This window comes from Fuscovulum ytuae (assembly GCF_029953595.1).
GTDB classification, from domain to species: Bacteria; Pseudomonadota; Alphaproteobacteria; order Rhodobacterales; family Rhodobacteraceae; genus Paragemmobacter; species Paragemmobacter ytuae.
Map to the genome: position 1 here is coordinate 2,467,083 of NZ_CP124535.1, position 15,299 is coordinate 2,482,381.

The following is a 15,299-nucleotide window of genomic DNA, read 5'->3' on the forward strand; positions in this document are numbered from 1 at the left end:
ATCCCTCAGGCCGCAAGATGGGCCGGTTTCTTGCCGAGGATAATCATCCCCAGAATGTCGTCATCGGTCACTTCGTTCACGTTGACTGTGCCAACCAGTTGGCCGTTCTTCATCACCGATGCCCGGTCGCAGAGCTTCATCACATTGTGGATGTCATGCTCGATCAGGAAGATCCCAAGTCCCTGCGCTTTCAGCTCCTCGATCAGTTCGGCCACCATCTGCGTCTCGTGCGGGCCGAGGGCGGCGGTGGGTTCGTCCATGATTAGGATCTTGGCATTGAAATACACGGCGCGTGCGATGGCGACCGACTGGCGCTGACCGCCGGACAGTGCGGACACCGCCACATTGAATTTGCGGAAGTTGGGATTGAGCCGACCCATGATCTTTCGGGTCTCCGCTTCCATCTTCGCGTCGTTCACCAAGCCGTGCGACATGATCTCCCGCCCGAGGAACAGGTTCGATGCGGCGTCAAGGTTGTCGGCCAGCGCAAGCGTCTGGTAGATCGTCTCAATGTTCAGAGCACGGGCGTCGCGGGGGTTCTTGATCTCGACCTTCTCGCCATTGATCAGGATGTCCCCGTGATCCGCCTGATAGGCCCCGGCAAGGATCTTGATCAGCGTCGACTTGCCCGCACCGTTGTGACCCAGAAGACCGACCACTTCACCGGGGTAGAGGTCGATCGAGACATGATCCACCGCCTTGATCCCGCCGAAGGAGATCGAGATGTCGCGCATCTCGACAAGCGGAGTGCGTCCTGCATTGCTCATTTCGTCAGCCCCATGCGCTTGCGATAGATGATGTCCACCCAGACGGCGATCACGAGGACGAGGCCCACGACAACGTTCTGAAATGGCGTGTCGACGCCAACCATGGCCATCCCCGACTGCAACGACTGCATGATCAGCGCACCGAGAACCGCGCCATAGATCGTGCCCACGCCGCCCGCCAGCGCAGTGCCACCGATCACGGCCGCCGCGATGACGCGGAGTTCTTCCAGCATGCCGATGTCATTGCCGTGGCTCTGTAGACGCGCCTGCGCGATCAGGGCGGCAAGCGCACAGAGGAAACCCATCAGCGCGAAAATCTTGACGGTCAGGGCCCGGGTGTTGATGCCCGACAGTTCCGCCGCGTCGGGATTTCCGCCGGCCGCGAAGATGTAGCGGCCGAAGCGCGACTTGCGTGCGATCACCGTCATGCCGACCGCGACAACGATCAGGATGATGACCGAGATCGGAAGACCGTGCATGGCGGTATAGCCTTCGGGCATGACCTCGCCTCGCGCCTCGAAAAGCCGCTTCAGCTTTGTCTCGGGGACCGGATAGCGGGAAAGCCACGTCACGAAGAACATGATGGCCCCGACAACGAGCGCCATCATGACGCCTTCGGCCCAGCGCGGCTTCACCACAAACCCATGGCTCAGCTTGTTCTTGCGCGCGGAATAGAGCGCCGCCACCGCTGCGATCGAGGCGACGACACCAAGGATCATGCTGACCGGTGCCCCGAGAACCCCTTCGGTGCCACCGAACATGAGGAGGTTCGGGTCCGTCAGGGACACGGACTGACCGTTGGTGGTATACCAGTTCACGTTGCGCCAGACGAACAGGCCACCGAGCGTCACGATGAAGGACGGGATTTTCTGGTAGCCGACCAGCCAGCCGGTCAGCGCTCCCATGCCCGTTCCGACGAGGAAACCGACAGCAATGGTCACGAACAGGATCACCGGGCTGCCATATTCAAGCCCGAGCATCGTCGGCAGCCAATAAGCCTGGCTCATCGCCATGACGGCGGAACACATGGCCAGCATGGAGCCGACGGAAAGGTCGATATGCCGGGCGACGATCACAAAGACCATGCCACAGGCCATGATTGCCACGGGAACGGCCTGAACAGAGATGTTGAAGACGTTGCGCGGACTGACGAACGTGCCGCCCGTCCAGATGGTGAAGACAATCGCGATCGCGGCGAAGGCCACCAGCATCCCGAGAAGCCGGACATCCAGTTCCAGCGTATCGACGATACTGCGCTTCGGCGCGGGCGCAGCGACGGCCTGCCCTGTGTCAGTCATGTGGTTCCCTCCCCTCGGGCCGAGGTGCGTGCCGACCCGTTCGTAATTGCGCGGCGTCCCGATGACCGGGACGCCGCAGGTCTTAGCTTACCGCGTTATTCGCAGACGGCGACGCCGCCCGTGACACCGGCGCAAAGCGTTTCCTTGGTGATCCAGCCCGCATCCAGGACGACGTTCAGGTTGTCCTTGGTGATCGGAACGGGCTTCAGCAGCACCGAGTTCAGTTCCTTGCCACCGGGCGAGGTGAACTTGGCCGACCCTTCGATGGCGTCCATCGCGGTGCCGCTCGCCAGAGCCACGGCGATCTCGCCGGCGGCCTTGCCGAGCGCGCGGCTGTCTTTCCACACCGAAACGGTCTGGGTGCCGAGAGCCACGCGGTTCAGTGCGGCCATGTCGCCGTCCTGACCCGAAACCGGGATACCGGCCATGCCCTGAGCGGTCAGCGCTGCCACGACGCCACCGGCGGTGCCGTCGTTCGAGGCGACGACAGCGTCAACGCCGTTGTCGGTCTGGGTCAGGATCTGCTCCATATTTTTCTGGGCGTTCGCAGGCTGCCAGTCTTCGGTGTAGGCTTCGCCGACGATAGTGATGTCACCGGCGTCGAGCGCAGCCTGCAGGACCTCTTGCTGACCACCGCGCAGGAAGTCCGCGTTCGGGTCGACGGGCGAGCCTTTGATCATGACGTAGCGGCCCTTCGGCATCGCCTTCAGCACTTCACGAGCCTGCATGCGACCCACTTCGACGTTGTCGAAGGTCAGGTAGAAGGCACGCGGATCGTCGATCATGCGGTCATAGCCGACGACCGGGATACCGGCGTCTTCGGCTGCGTCCAGAGCCGGCCCGATGGAAGCCGAGTCTTGCGCCAGGATGATCAGGGACGAGCAGCCCTGCGTGATCATGCCTTCGATGTCAGCCAGCTGCTTCGAGGCCGAGGTCTGAGCGTCCGCCGAGATATATTCCGCACCGGCCGCATCCAGAGCGCCCTTGATCGCCGCCTCGTCCGTCTTCCAGCGCTCTTCGCGGAAGTTCGACCAGCTCACACAGACTTTGAGATCCGCCGCCGAGGCCGCGGAGGTGAAGCTCGCAACCGCGACGGAAGCAAGCAGCAGGGTCTTTTTCATTCGTATTCCTCCCATGGAATCACCGGCACCTTCGGCCGGCTGGCGGTCTTCGCCTGCAATCATGAAATGCGCTTACCATTCATTTGTCAATTTTTGTTTTTGACAATTTTCTTTGCAAACAACGTTGCAAGGCATTGCCAAAGCAGGGTGACCCCGGCCTGCCGGGGCTCACGTCGTTGCCATTTGGTCCGGTGTGATCAGGCCGCCTTCGGAAGCAGCGCCGTCACATATTCAAGGCTCGCCCGCAGACGGGAAAGCAGGTCCGGGTCGTGCTGGACGGCGGGATTGAAGGGCTCCATCGAAATGAACCCCGAATATCCCCCCGCCACCAAATTGCGCAGCATCCCGATGTTGTCGACGCGGTCGTCGATGAAGACGAGACCCCGGTCAGGTTCCGTCAACTCGCCGGGTTGCAGGTCCTTGCGCGAGATGCCAGACATATGCGCAAGGCCGATGCGATCTTGGTGCAGGATCGTGTCGCCACAGCGGAAGAACTGGAAAGTGTCGAAGCAGAGCTGGTAGGTGTCCCACCCGCCCACATCCCCCACCGCATTCACGGCCATGTGCTGGTTCTTCATCGTGGACCCCCTCATTCCAAGAGGTTCCACATAACCGATGACGCCATGATCCCGCAGTATCGGGGCAAGTTTTGCAAGACCATCGCGCAAGTTCCGCTCCGTGTCCGCGTCGGACCAGCCGTGATCCTCATTATGCACAGGGCACAGAACGACCCCCGGCGCACCCAAATCAGCCGCATATGAAATGATCGCCGCTGCCTCTTTCGCCCGCTCGGGCGTCCATTCGTTGAAACGCTGCAACGCATTGACCGAAGCGACCGCAAGACCGGCCCCATCAAGGCGCGCCTTGACCTCGCGCGCAGGCGTTCCATCCGCGAATTCGCGACCTTCGATGTCATTCCGGATCTCCACCGCCTTCACGCCAGAGGCCACAGCAAGCGAGATGAAATCGGCCAGCGGCAGGTGCGGCGCGCAGGTGCGGTTCAGGGCAAAGCGGATCGGCATTCTTGTTTCCTTCGGACTGCCGTTTCAGGCGTATATTTCGGGGCGCGCGCCAAGAAAGAGCTTGGCCTTGCCTTCGGTCTGCAATGCAGTGACGACCTGCTCTGCAATGGCTGTTGCAACGTAGCCGTCCCAGGCCGACGCGCCGACAGGTTCCCCCGTCGCCACCGACCGGACCCAAGCGTTCATCTGCACGCGGTAGGCATCCCGGAAGCGCGGCACCCAGTTCTCCGGGTAGCCATGCCCGTGATGCAGGGCGCTGTTCGTGAGCGTGACAGCCGGCTGGGACATCTGGACCGTGCCCGACCGCCCTACGATCTCTGCATGGACGTGATAGCCGTAATGCGCGTTCATGAAGACCTCGGTCGAGACGATCTCGCCGCGCTCTGTCTCCATCGTGATCATAAGCGGATCACCGCCCGGCGCAGCATGGACAACGGCGGACACAAGTTCCGAACCGAGCAACCACCTGCTGATGTCGATCTCGTGCACGAAGGAGTTCGTCACGGCCATCGGTCCCGTGAACCAGCCGGGCGCGGCGGCATTCCGATGCTGGTTATGCAACAGGACGGGCGCGCCGATCTCTCCGGCATCCTTGGCGCGCTTCATCTCGACATAGGCAGGATCGAAGCGGCGCATGTAGCCGACCTGGATCAATCGCCGACCCAGCGTCACTTCTGCATCGACCACCTGCAAGGCTTCGACCGCCGTTCCGGCAAGCGGCTTCTCGCACAGCGCGAATTTGCGTTGGGCGACGCATGCCTCGGCCAATCCGGCATGCGTCGCGTCGGGCGAGGCTATGACGACCGCCTCAACCCTGTCCGAAGCGATCAGGGCCAGCGGATCGGAGAAGACCTCGGCGTCTTGCGCCAGACGCCCTGCCCGTTCGGCATCCGCGTCGCAAATTGCCGCGACATGAACCCCCGCTGTCTCTTCGCGCAACAGACGCAGATGCTCTGCCCCCATCACGCCAAGCCCGATGACCCCGACCGACAGTGTCATTTCACGTCGATCCAGCGCGCCTCGCGCGACGAGGTCTGGATCGTCTCGACCAGCGTCTGGATGCGCAGACCCTTGCGGAAGTTGAACGGCTCGGCGGCCTTGCCCGCGATGGCATTCACATAGCCCGCCACTTCGATGGCCTTCAGGTCGTTGAACCCCAACTGGTGGCCGGGGGCCACGCAGAACAGCCCGTAGGGCGCGTGGTCGGGGCTTGCCTCGATCCGGCGAAAGCCCTGCCGCCCCTTGGCATCAGAGGTGGAGAAGAAATGCAACTCGTTGAACCGTTCCTGGCTGAAGGCCAGCGCGCCCTTTGTCCCGTAGACCTCGAAGTCGTGCTGCATCTTCCGACCCGTCGCGATCCAGTTGCCCTCGATGCTGCCCGTCGCGCCGTTTTCGAAGCGCAGGAAAGCGCGGCCCACGTCATCCACCTCGACCGCACGGGTATTGCCTTTTGCATCTATACGGCTGGCGATCATGGTGACGCAATCGCCCATGACGCGGGTCACCGGACCGCAGAGGAATTCCGCGCTGGCCAGAGCATGGCTGCCGATATCCGCCAGAGCGCCGCCACCCGCCGGATCGTGGCGGAAGGTGAACGCCCCGCTTGCATCGGCCATGTAATCTTCGCAATGGATGCCACGGTAACCGCGGATCTCGCCCAGTTCGCCTGCCGCGATCATCTCGCGCGCAAGGGCAAGCATCGGGTTGCAGAGGTAGTTGAAACCGACCTGCGTCTTGATGCCCTTCGCCTCGGCGGCCTCGGTCATCTCCAGCGCGTCGATGGCGAGCGGGGCCAGCGGCTTCTCGCAATAAACGTGCTTTCCCGCGGCTATGGCGGTCAGCGACATTTCCTTGTGCAACGCGTTCGGCGCGGTGATCGAGACGAGGTCAATCTCTGGATTGGCCATGATCGTCCGCCAATCGCTCGTCGCATGGGCAAAGCCCAGCGTCACACGGGCGCGTTCGGCTGCAGCATCGGTGATGTCGGCCACCGTGTGCAGTTCCAGATCGTAAGGCAATTCGAACACGCGCGGGGCCGAGGTAAAGCCGAAGACATGGGCCTTGCCCATGAAGCCGGTGCCGATCAGGCCGATGCGGAGTTTCGGTTTGGTCATTTCACAAGTTCCTTAATGCCGCCAAGGGCGGCAGCATTGACGATGAGTGCCGGGTCAAGCTGACCGGCAAAGAAGTCCAGAACGTTCTGGACCGACGACACAGCCATCCGTGCCGCCGCTTCGGCTGTCAGGCCCGCCGTATGCGGTGTCAGGATCACCTGATCGAAGGCCAGAAGCGGATGGTCCGCTGCTGGGGGTTCGGCGTCAAAGACGTCAAGGGCTGCGGCGGCGATCTGTCCAGACCGCAGCGCATCGGCCAAGGCGGTTTCTTCCACGACCCCGCCGCGCGCGGTGTTCACGATGATCGCCCCGCGCTTCATCGCCGTAATCTCGGCCGCGCCGATGATCGGCCTGTCGGCCTTGGGGATGTGGACAGACACGAAATCCGCCACCGCAAGCGCCGTGCCCAGATCGCCCGCGCAGGCCACCTGTCCTTCCGGCCACCCCTTGGCCGCGAGATAAGGATCATGGGCAATGATCTTCATCCCGAAGGCCGCTGCCATCGTCGCCAGGTGCCGCCCGATCCGTCCATACCCTATGATCAGCAGCGTCTTGCCAGAAACCTCGCCCTGTTCGAGCTTGTTACGCCACCCCCAGGGGCCTTGGCGAACGGCGCGGTCGGACCGGATCAACTGCTTGGCGCAGGCAAGGATCTGCATCATCGCGTGTTCGGCGACCGAGACGGAATTCACATCCCCCACGATGCACAGCGGGATGCCCCGCGCGTTCAGCGCCGACACATCCACCGCGTCATACCCCACGCCATGCCGCGACACGATCTTCAAACGGGACGCCTTTGCGACGCTCGCAGCGGTCATCGGCTGGGTGCGGATCACCATGCCGTCGGCCTTGTCCAGATGGGCCTGATAGGACGCCTCGCTGATCTCTTCGACATGCGTGAAGGTGACGCCCGGAGAAGCCTCCAGCAGGGCCAACCCCGAAGGATGCAGCTTTCCTGCGATCAGGATATGCGGCATCAGTAGGCCCCCTTCTCGGTCTTGGTCGAAAAGCCATCCGTCAGCTTGCGGAAGCCCGCCACTGCAGCCCCTGCCGCCGCGGCCAGAAAGCGCGAGTCACCCCCGACCGTCGTCATATCGAACCCCCAGCCGATGGCGCGCGCCGCGTAGTCCGGCGTCCCGCAATGAAGCGCGGCGCGGATACCGTTCTTGTTGCAGGCGGCGACGATGGTTTGCAGGGCCGCGATCATCTCCGGCTCCTCGCGATCGAAACCGGGGGCAAGGCGGCCTGTGGTCAAGGACAGGGTCAGGTCGGCAGGGCCGACATAGATCCCGTCCAGTCCCGGCGTCGCGGCGATGGCGTCCAGATTTGCCATCCCTTCCGCCGTTTCGATCATGGCGAAGGCAAGCATGTTGTCATTCGCCTCGCCCGCGTAATTCGCGCCGGCGGCAAAGGAAACACGCGTCGGGCCGAAGCTGCGCTGCCCGTGTGGCGGATAGCGCATGTAGCTCACGAACCGCGCCGCATCCTCGGCACTGTTCACCATTGGGCAGATGATGCCATAGGCACCCGCATCCAGCGCCTTCATGATGATCCCGGGCTCCAGCCACGGCACGCGGGCCAACAGGACCGCTCCGCTTGCCCGCATCGCCTGGAACATCGGCAAGACGGCGGAGTAGTCGAGCGCGCCGTGCTGCATGTCGATTGTGACGCTATCGAACCCCTGCGCCGCCATGATCTCAGCCGTGAAGGGATTGCCGATGCTGCACCAGCCGTTGATCGTCGGCTTTCCTTCGGCCCATAGGGCCTTGAGCTTGTTCGGGATCATGCCCACACCATCTGGCTGGATTTGATGTCGAGGTAATCCCGAATCCCTTCGATCCCGCCTTCACGACCCATGCCGGAATGGTTGGTTCCGCCGAACGGAGCCTCGCTTGCCGCCATCGCGAAAGAGTTGATCCCAACCATCCCCGCTTTCAGAGCCGAAACCGTCCGGCGAGCGCGGGCGGGGCTGGTGGTGAAGGCATAGGCCGACAGACCCATGTCCGACGCATTGGCGCGCGAAAGCACCTCCTCCTCGGATGCAAAACGGGTGATCGCTGCGATGGGGCCGAAATTCTCGTCCGCCATGACGCCCATCTCGTCGGTGCAGCCCGTCAGGACCGTGGGCGCAAAGAAATGGCCCGAGTTGAAGCCCTGCGCGCGAGTCCCGCCCGTAGCAACCTTTGCCCCGGCCGCGACGGCACCGGCCACGATCTTCTCCATCTCGGCCAGACGGCCGCCATTTATCAGCGGGCCCATCCCGACGCTCGGGTCCAGACCGTCACCCAGCTTGATCGCCTCCGCCCGCTTCACGAAGCCATCCACAAAGGCGTCGTGCAGGCTCTCATGCACATAGAAGCGGTCGCCGGTGACGCAGACCTGCCCCGCATTGGCGAATTTCGTCGGCACGGCCACGTTCAGCGCGGCTTCCAGATCGGCATCGTCATAGACGATCACGGGGGCATTGCCGCCCAGTTCCATCGACACTTTCTTCAGCGTCGCCGCAGCATCGCGGATCATCTGCTGACCGACACGGGTTGACCCCGTCAACGACACCTTCCGCACCGACTTCGCCGCCATGAGCGGCGCATAGGTCGCCGCCGTTGGCCCGATGACCAGGTTGACTGCGCCGGCAGGCAGGGTCCCTGCACGGCAGCAGTCAACCATCACCATCGCCACGCCCGGCGTCTGCGACGACGGACGGACGATGATGGAACAGCCCGCGGCAAGGGCGGGAGCCAACTTGCGTGCAATCAAGGCTGCGGGAAAATTCCACGCCGTGAAGGCCGCGACGACCCCGACGGGTTCGTGGTGAATCTCGAACCGGCCACCCGGCACGCGGGACTCGACGATGCGGCCATAGATGCGGCGGGCCTCTTCGGCATACCAGCGGAACTGGTCGATGCTCAGCGCCCACTCCCTCTGGGCCTGTGCGATGGGTTTGCCCGTCTCGGTTGCAATCATGCGGGCGGCTTCATCGGTCCGGCGGATCATCTCGTCCGCAATCCGGTGCAGAGCGTCTGCGCGATCGAATGCAGGCAATGCGCGGCATTTAGCGAGGCCCGCCTTCGCCGAGGCGATGGCCGCCTCTGTATCGACCACCGATGCGACCGGACACTCCCCGAGGGACTGTTCCGTGACAGGACTGAATACAGGCGATGTCGCGCCATCGGCGCTGCTACGCCACGCACCGTCGATGAAGAGACCAAAATGGTCATACATCAGTTCATCTCCCCGACCGAAACGACACGGCCTTCTTTGATGGATTTCAGCGCGGCCTCGGCCAGAACAAGCGCCAGACGCCCGTCCTCGAAACCGACCGAAGGGGCGCGACCGGCCTCCACCGCCTCCACGAACTCCGAAATCTCGGCATCGAAAGCTTCGCGGTAGCGTTCGATGAAGAAATTCAGCAGGGGTTCGGCGCGGTCGGTGAAATCTGCCGTGTGCAGCGTCATCTCGTGCGGGCGGCGGTTTTCGGAAAGCGCCATCCCCTTTGTGCCCAGAGCCTCAACCCGTTGGTCGTAGCCATAGACCGCCTGACGCGAGTTGTTGATGATAGCCTGCTTCCCGCTGACAGTCTTCAGGACGACTGTAACCGTGTCGTAGTCGCCGAGCTTGTCCATCAGCGCAGGATCGACGAGGCGCGATCCCGTCGCGAAGACCTCGGTCACTTCCTCCCCCAGAATGAACCGCGCCATATCGAGATCATGGATCGTCATATCCCGCAGTATCCCTCCAGAGACGGCGGTATAGGCGGGCGGCGGCATGCCGGGGTCGCGCGAGGTGATGACGACCTGGTGCAACTCGCCGATGTCGCCCGCCTCGATGGCCTTGCGGACGGCGGCATGGCCGGGGTCGAAACGGCGCACGAACCCCAGCTGGATAGCGACCTTCGTTCCTGCAATGGTCGTTGCACAACGGTTCACACGATCAAGGCTCAGGTCGATCGGCTTTTCGCAAAGCACTGGCTTGCCCGCCGCAACGGCCATTTCCAGAAGGTCCGCATGCGTATCGGTCGCCGTAGCGATCAAGACGGCATCGACGTCCTTCGCCGCGAAAACCGCCTCGGCGGAACCGAAAACCTGTGCGCCAGTTTTGGTGGAAACTGCTTCTGCAGCAGGAGCATAGATGTCAAAGACACCGGCCAGAGTGGCGCGCGGATGCGCTGCAATGTTGTTCGCGTGCATCACGCCAATGCGCCCGCAGCCGAGCACAGCGATCCGGATCATCTCATTCCTCCCGATTCAGTAATTGCAATACTCATTGCGTTAAACACCTATTGTCAACATGTAATGCGCGCGATTATGGTCGCATCGCATTGAGGGAGGAGGACTTCATGGAACACTCGACGATTCGCCTGACCATGGCCCAGGCGCTGGTGCGTTGGCTCACGGTGCAGTTCACCGAAATCGACGGTCAGCGGGTCCCGCTCTTCGGCGGCGTCTTCGGTATCTTCGGCCACGGCAACGTAACCTGCCTGTCCGAGGCGCTGGAGGCCGTTCAGGACACTCTACCGACATGGCGTGGCCAGAACGAGCAATCCATGGCCCTTGCCGCCATCGGCTTTGCCAAGGCCAAACGTCGGCGGCAGATCATGATCGCCACCTCCTCGATCGGACCGGGCGCACTGAACATGGTCACGGCCGCAGGCACCGCCCATGCGAACCGTCTGCCAGTCCTGCTGATCGCGGGAGACACCTTCGCCAACCGCACCCCCGATCCGGTGCTTCAACAGGTCGAACACTTCGGCAATCCCACCATCACGGTGAATGACGCTTTCAAGGCCGTCACACGCTACTGGGACCGCATCACCCTGCCGGAACAGATCATCTCATCGCTTCCGCAGGCGGTGGGAGCGATGCTCGACCCTGCAGATTGCGGCCCCGCATTCATCGGCCTTTGCCAGGACACACAGGAAATCGCCTTCGACTATCCGGTCGAATTCTTCGAACCCCGCGTCTGGGCCATCCCGCGCCCGCGCCCCGACCGCCGCACGATTGCCGATGCCGCGACGCTCCTTAAGACCGCCAAGAAGCCGCTCATCATCGCGGGCGGCGGTGTGCGCTACTCTGGCGCAGAGGCCGCGGTCGCCAAATTCGCAGCCGAACGCGGAATTCCGGTTGTGGAGACGATCGCGGGCAAAGGCGGTCTCACCCACCACCATCCCGTCCACGCGGGCCCCATCGGCATCATCGGCTCCACCTCGGCAAACACCCTCGCGGCCGAGGCAGACGTCATCCTCGCCATCGGAACGCGACTGCAGGATTTCACGACCGGATCCTGGACAGCTTTCGCACGTGATGCCCGCTTCATCTCGATCAACGCAGCCCGTTTTGACGCGCTTAAGCACCGAGCTCTTGCCGTGGTGGGCGACGCACTGGAATCCGTCGACGAACTCGACGCGGCGCTTGGCGCGTGGAAAGCACCTGCGGGCCATCTGCCGCGCGCCAAGGAGCTGTTCAAGGAATGGGACGCCCTTCTGGACCGCCACCAGACCCCGACGAACACGCCCATCCCGACCTATGCGCAGGTCGTCAACGTGGTGAACGGCGCGGCGGGCGAAAGGGACACGCTGATCGCCGCAGCCGGGGGGATCCCCGGTGAGGTCGCCAAGGGCTGGCGCGTCAAGGCTCCGAACACCTTCGACCTCGAATTCGGCTTCTCCTGCATGGGATACGAAATCGCAGCGGGCTGGGGTTGCGCCATGGCGCAGGAAGGTCCCGGCGCGGTCGGCGGCACGCCCATCGTCATGCTTGGTGACGGCACCTACATGATGATGAACTCAGACATCTACTCGACCGTCCTTTCGGGCCACAAGATGATCGTCGTGGTCTGCGACAATGGCGGCTATGCGGTCATCAGCCGCCTCCAGCAGTTCAAGGGCGTCCCCGGGTTCAACAACCTTCTCAAGGACTGCCGCATCCAGAACCGCGAGAACCCGCTGCACGTCGACTTCGCCAAGCATGCAGAATCGATGGGCGCAGCGGCGCGCCATTGCGAAAGCCTTGCCGATCTGGAATCCGCGCTTGAGTGGGCCAAAGGCAACGACCGCACCACCGTCATTTCCATCGTGACCGACGCCCATTCCTGGGTGCCCGGCGATGCCGACTGGGATGTCGGCGTGCCGGAAATTTCTGACCGCGAAAGCGTGCAGAAGGCGCGCGCCCACCAGCAAGAAATCCGCGCAAAACAGCGCGTTGGAGTGTGAGAAGACAAATGAAAGCCAAACTCGGTATCGCCCCGATCGCCTGGTGGAACGACGACCTCGCCGAACTGTCGGACGACGTCAGCCTTGAGGAATGCCTGCGTCAAGCGTCGATGGCAGGCTTCACCGGCATGGAAACGGGTCGCCGCTTCCCGATGGATATGGCCGAACTCGGGCCCATCCTGCAACGCTTCGGCATCTCTGTCTGCGGCGGCTGGTTCTCCGGCCTCCTTCTCGATGGCGACATCGAGGTGGAGAAGGACCGCATCGCCCAGCAGATGGCCTTCTTCAAGGCGGCCAAGGCCCCCTGCATCGTGTATGGCGAAACCGCGCGGTCTGTGCAGGGCATCAAATCGGCCCCGCTCGCGACGAAGCCGAAACTGACCGAGGCAGAGACCGCCGCTTATGGCCGCAAGATCAGCGACTTCGCCGACTGGTGCGCCAAGGAAGGCATGCCGATCAGCTACCACCACCACATGGCGGCGGCGATCGAGACCGAGGCCGAAGTCGACCTCTTCATGAAGCACTCCTCTGTTCCGCTTCTCTTCGATGCGGGCCACATGGCCTTTGCTGGCGGTGACAATCTGCGCGTGATCGAAAACCACTGGAAGCGGATCACACATGTTCACACCAAGGACATCCGCAGTCCCGTCGTCGACGGCCTTGACCGAACGCAGGAGTCCTTCCTCGACGCTGTCGTGAAAGGTGCCTTCACCGTTCCGGGCGACGGCTCGCTCGACTTCGAAGCCATCGTCAAGGCGCTCGCGGCCAAGGGTTACGAAGGCTGGTTCGTGGTCGAGGCCGAGCAGGATCCCAAGGTCTCGCCCCCGCTCGAAATGGCGATCAAGGGCCATAAGGAACTGATGCGCGTCATGTCCGCTGCAGGCTACGAGGTCGTGCAATGAACCGGATGGACGGCAAGATCTGTGTCGTCACGGGCGCGACGCAGGGCTTGGGCGCGGCCATCGCCCGCCGCCTTGCTGCGGCAGGTGCCGCCGGGATCGTCATCACGGGCCGCAACGCGGATCGCGGGTCCCATGTGGCCCGCGAGATCGCCGAGGCACATGGGATCTGGGCGCACTTCCTGAAGGCGGACTTCGGTCAGATTGAGGACTGCCGGATGGTCATCGCAGAAACGGATCGGCTGTTTGGCCGGATCGACGTTTTGGTGAATGCGGGCGCATCCACGGCGCGCGGGACTATCGTTGACACAACGCCCGAAACCTTCGACGCCCTCTTCTCCACCAATGTGCGGGGCCCATACTTCCTGATGCAGGAAGCTATCAAGCTGATGATCGCTAAGGGCATCGAAGGGGCGATCTGCAACATCGGCTCGATCTCGGCCCTCGCCGGGCAACCATTCATCAACGCCTATTGCGCGTCGAAGGGGGCGTTGACCACGCTCACTGCCAACACCGCCTTCTCGGTGATGGCGAACCGCATCCGCGTGAACCAGCTGAACGTCGGCTGGATGGCATCCGACCACGAGCGTGAAATCCAGGCCGAAGGCGGCGATCCCAACTGGGAAGCGAAGGCTGCAGCTTCCCTGCCCTTCGGCCGTCTTGTGGACCCAAACGAAGCGGCCCGCGCGGTGAACTTCCTCGTCTCGGACGATGCGGGATTGATGACCGGTGCCATCGTCAATTTCGACCAGTCGGTCTGGGGCGCAGTGGCCGCAGGCATGCCGGTTCCAGACGGTCCGATGAAACTTGCCTGAGCGAAGTCTGGGAGCGCACCGCGCCCCCTATTTCATGGTCCCGTGACCACTGGGATGCGCGGATCGCTGCTGTTCTTCTGAAGCCGCGACGCCAGAGCCACGCACAAGGCCTGCGCCAGACACATCGGCGCGGCAAGCGAGCGCGAGAAGGTGTATTCATGCTCCGGCACGGCAAAGAGCACCTTCGCCAGCTTGGCATAGGGCGACAGCGTGCTGTCAGTGATCGCCACGATCGGCACCCCGCGCCCCGCCGTCTCTTCCGCCACGTTGACCACTTCCGTGGCATAGAACCGGAACGACACGACGAAAAGCAGATCGGTCGGCCGCGACACCTTCGCCATATGCGTCGCCAACCCACCGCCCGGATCCAGAAGCACCGTGCGCTTCCCGAGCATGGTCAGCACATACCGCAGCAATTCCACCACGGGCGCAGATCGCAATTGCCCGATCAGGTAGATCGTGTCCGCCTTCTCCATCAGTTCCGCAGCCGCCACAAGATCGGCAGCCTGCATGTTCGACAAGAGATCCTGAAGCGACGCCACATCCCGAGTCACAAGGTCGGCAAGGAATCCGAGCTCCCCTTCCTTCGCGCCCCCGAGCTCGGCCTCCAAGGCCCGCACCCGCGCATCGAACCCCGGTGCCGCCGTCGACAGTCGACGCTGGAAGACGGCCTGAAGCTCTTTGAACCCCTTGTATCCGAGGGATTGTGCATAGCGGACAAAGCTGGATGCATGGATCCCACATTTCGCCCCGATGGCATTTACCGAGAGCACAGCCACGTCGTTCGGGTTCTGCGTCAGATAAAGAGCGATCCTTTGGTAGGATTTGCTCATGTCATCATAGCGATCATGGATCAGCTTGATCAGCTCTTCATAGCTCTCGGGCGGACGGTAGGACATGGACGGCTTCCTTCATCGCGGACATCTTCCCGCTGCCTTCCCATCGAGCACGCCGCACCGAAGTTTGTCAATTTGTTTGCAATGCATGGAATGGTGCACTTGGCGCGCGGCGCGTCGAGGGGCGTTTTAGGACGGGAGTTGTCATTGCCAAAGCAG

At 62.8% G+C, this 15,299-nt stretch carries 14 protein-coding genes; 3 read left to right on the forward strand and 11 right to left on the reverse strand.

Annotation, left to right across the window (positions count from 1 at the left end):
* Window positions 1-5: 5 nt before the first annotated feature.
* The 10 genes from QF092_RS11910 to iolG form a co-directional block, all read right to left on the reverse strand.
* Window positions 6-767, reverse strand: coding sequence for an ATP-binding cassette domain-containing protein (locus QF092_RS11910; protein WP_281464122.1), 762 nt, complete (start codon window positions 765-767; stop codon window positions 6-8).
* Window positions 764-2,065 (reverse strand): sugar ABC transporter permease, encoded by a 1,302-nt coding sequence (locus QF092_RS11915; protein WP_281464123.1) that lies wholly within the window; start codon window positions 2,063-2,065, stop codon window positions 764-766. The genes QF092_RS11910 and QF092_RS11915 overlap by 4 nt, the downstream gene beginning before the upstream one ends.
* A gap of 95 nt (window positions 2,066-2,160) precedes the next feature.
* Window positions 2,161-3,186: a D-xylose ABC transporter substrate-binding protein gene (xylF, locus tag QF092_RS11920; RefSeq protein WP_281464124.1), complete on the reverse strand. Its 1,026-nt coding sequence runs from the start codon at window positions 3,184-3,186 to the stop codon at window positions 2,161-2,163.
* A 197-nt stretch (window positions 3,187-3,383) separates the two neighbouring features.
* The gene (locus tag QF092_RS11925; protein WP_281464125.1) at window positions 3,384-4,208 is read right to left on the reverse strand and encodes a TIM barrel protein; all 825 of its coding nucleotides are present in this window, start codon (window positions 4,206-4,208) and stop codon (window positions 3,384-3,386) included.
* Window positions 4,209-4,232: 24 nt separating this feature from the next.
* Window positions 4,233-5,207, reverse strand: a complete 975-nt coding sequence (locus tag QF092_RS11930) for a Gfo/Idh/MocA family oxidoreductase (RefSeq protein ID WP_281464126.1) — start codon at window positions 5,205-5,207, stop codon at window positions 4,233-4,235.
* A complete protein-coding gene (locus QF092_RS11935) occupies window positions 5,204-6,322 on the reverse strand; it encodes a Gfo/Idh/MocA family protein (protein WP_281464127.1) in 1,119 nt (372 codons plus the stop codon). The genes QF092_RS11930 and QF092_RS11935 overlap by 4 nt, the downstream gene beginning before the upstream one ends.
* A complete protein-coding gene (locus QF092_RS11940; RefSeq protein WP_281464128.1) occupies window positions 6,319-7,299 on the reverse strand; it encodes a hydroxyacid dehydrogenase in 981 nt (326 codons plus the stop codon). The genes QF092_RS11935 and QF092_RS11940 overlap by 4 nt, the downstream gene beginning before the upstream one ends.
* Complete coding sequence (locus QF092_RS11945) at window positions 7,299-8,108, reverse strand: HpcH/HpaI aldolase family protein (RefSeq protein ID WP_281464129.1); 810 nt, start codon at window positions 8,106-8,108, stop codon at window positions 7,299-7,301. Before QF092_RS11945 ends, QF092_RS11940 begins: the two co-directional genes overlap by 1 nt.
* Window positions 8,105-9,544, reverse strand: a complete 1,440-nt coding sequence (locus QF092_RS11950; protein ID WP_281464130.1) for an NAD-dependent succinate-semialdehyde dehydrogenase — start codon at window positions 9,542-9,544, stop codon at window positions 8,105-8,107. The genes QF092_RS11945 and QF092_RS11950 overlap by 4 nt, the downstream gene beginning before the upstream one ends.
* Window positions 9,544-10,551, reverse strand: a complete 1,008-nt coding sequence (iolG, locus tag QF092_RS11955) for an inositol 2-dehydrogenase (RefSeq protein ID WP_281464131.1) — start codon at window positions 10,549-10,551, stop codon at window positions 9,544-9,546. The genes QF092_RS11950 and iolG overlap by 1 nt, the downstream gene beginning before the upstream one ends.
* A 107-nt stretch (window positions 10,552-10,658) precedes the next feature.
* Between iolG and iolD the strand changes: the two genes are divergently transcribed.
* Genes iolD through QF092_RS11970 form a run of 3 tightly spaced genes read left to right on the forward strand, consistent with a single transcriptional unit; the run spans window position 10,659 to window position 14,244 of the window.
* The gene (iolD, locus tag QF092_RS11960) at window positions 10,659-12,530 is read left to right on the forward strand and encodes a 3D-(3,5/4)-trihydroxycyclohexane-1,2-dione acylhydrolase (decyclizing) (protein ID WP_281464132.1); all 1,872 of its coding nucleotides are present in this window, start codon (window positions 10,659-10,661) and stop codon (window positions 12,528-12,530) included.
* Between the two features lie 8 nt (window positions 12,531-12,538).
* Entirely contained in the window at window positions 12,539-13,432 is an 894-nt protein-coding gene (iolE, locus tag QF092_RS11965; RefSeq protein ID WP_281464133.1) for a myo-inosose-2 dehydratase, read from the forward strand.
* Window positions 13,429-14,244 carry an SDR family oxidoreductase gene (locus QF092_RS11970; protein WP_281464134.1) on the forward strand — a complete coding sequence of 272 codons (816 nt, stop codon included), beginning with the start codon at window positions 13,429-13,431 and terminating at the stop codon, window positions 14,242-14,244. Before iolE ends, QF092_RS11970 begins: the two co-directional genes overlap by 4 nt.
* Before the next feature lie 32 nt (window positions 14,245-14,276).
* Here QF092_RS11970 and QF092_RS11975 read toward each other — a convergent pair whose 3' ends face one another.
* Entirely contained in the window at window positions 14,277-15,143 is an 867-nt protein-coding gene (locus QF092_RS11975) for a MurR/RpiR family transcriptional regulator (protein WP_281464135.1), read from the reverse strand.
* Window positions 15,144-15,299 lie beyond the last annotated feature (156 nt).

What these genes read in the sequence shown, in the direction of transcription:
- QF092_RS11935 (WP_281464127.1), bottom strand. Translation starts at nt 6,322, where the DNA reads ATGACCAAACCGAAACTCCGCATCGGCCTGATCGGCACCGGCTTCATG.
- xylF (WP_281464124.1), bottom strand. Translation starts at nt 3,186, where the DNA reads ATGAAAAAGACCCTGCTGCTTGCTTCCGTCGCGGTTGCGAGCTTCACC.
- QF092_RS11950 (WP_281464130.1), bottom strand. Translation starts at nt 9,544, where the DNA reads ATGTATGACCATTTTGGTCTCTTCATCGACGGTGCGTGGCGTAGCAGC.
- QF092_RS11975 (WP_281464135.1), bottom strand. Translation starts at nt 15,143, where the DNA reads ATGTCCTACCGTCCGCCCGAGAGCTATGAAGAGCTGATCAAGCTGATC.
- QF092_RS11925 (WP_281464125.1), bottom strand. Translation starts at nt 4,208, where the DNA reads ATGCCGATCCGCTTTGCCCTGAACCGCACCTGCGCGCCGCACCTGCCG.
- iolD (WP_281464132.1), top strand. Translation starts at nt 10,659, where the DNA reads ATGGAACACTCGACGATTCGCCTGACCATGGCCCAGGCGCTGGTGCGT.
- QF092_RS11910 (WP_281464122.1), bottom strand. Translation starts at nt 767, where the DNA reads ATGAGCAATGCAGGACGCACTCCGCTTGTCGAGATGCGCGACATCTCG.
- QF092_RS11940 (WP_281464128.1), bottom strand. Translation starts at nt 7,299, where the DNA reads ATGCCGCATATCCTGATCGCAGGAAAGCTGCATCCTTCGGGGTTGGCC.
- QF092_RS11915 (WP_281464123.1), bottom strand. Translation starts at nt 2,065, where the DNA reads ATGACTGACACAGGGCAGGCCGTCGCTGCGCCCGCGCCGAAGCGCAGT.
- iolG (WP_281464131.1), bottom strand. Translation starts at nt 10,551, where the DNA reads ATGATCCGGATCGCTGTGCTCGGCTGCGGGCGCATTGGCGTGATGCAC.
- iolE (WP_281464133.1), top strand. Translation starts at nt 12,539, where the DNA reads ATGAAAGCCAAACTCGGTATCGCCCCGATCGCCTGGTGGAACGACGAC.
- QF092_RS11970 (WP_281464134.1), top strand. Translation starts at nt 13,429, where the DNA reads ATGAACCGGATGGACGGCAAGATCTGTGTCGTCACGGGCGCGACGCAG.
- QF092_RS11930 (WP_281464126.1), bottom strand. Translation starts at nt 5,207, where the DNA reads ATGACACTGTCGGTCGGGGTCATCGGGCTTGGCGTGATGGGGGCAGAG.
- QF092_RS11945 (WP_281464129.1), bottom strand. Translation starts at nt 8,108, where the DNA reads ATGATCCCGAACAAGCTCAAGGCCCTATGGGCCGAAGGAAAGCCGACG.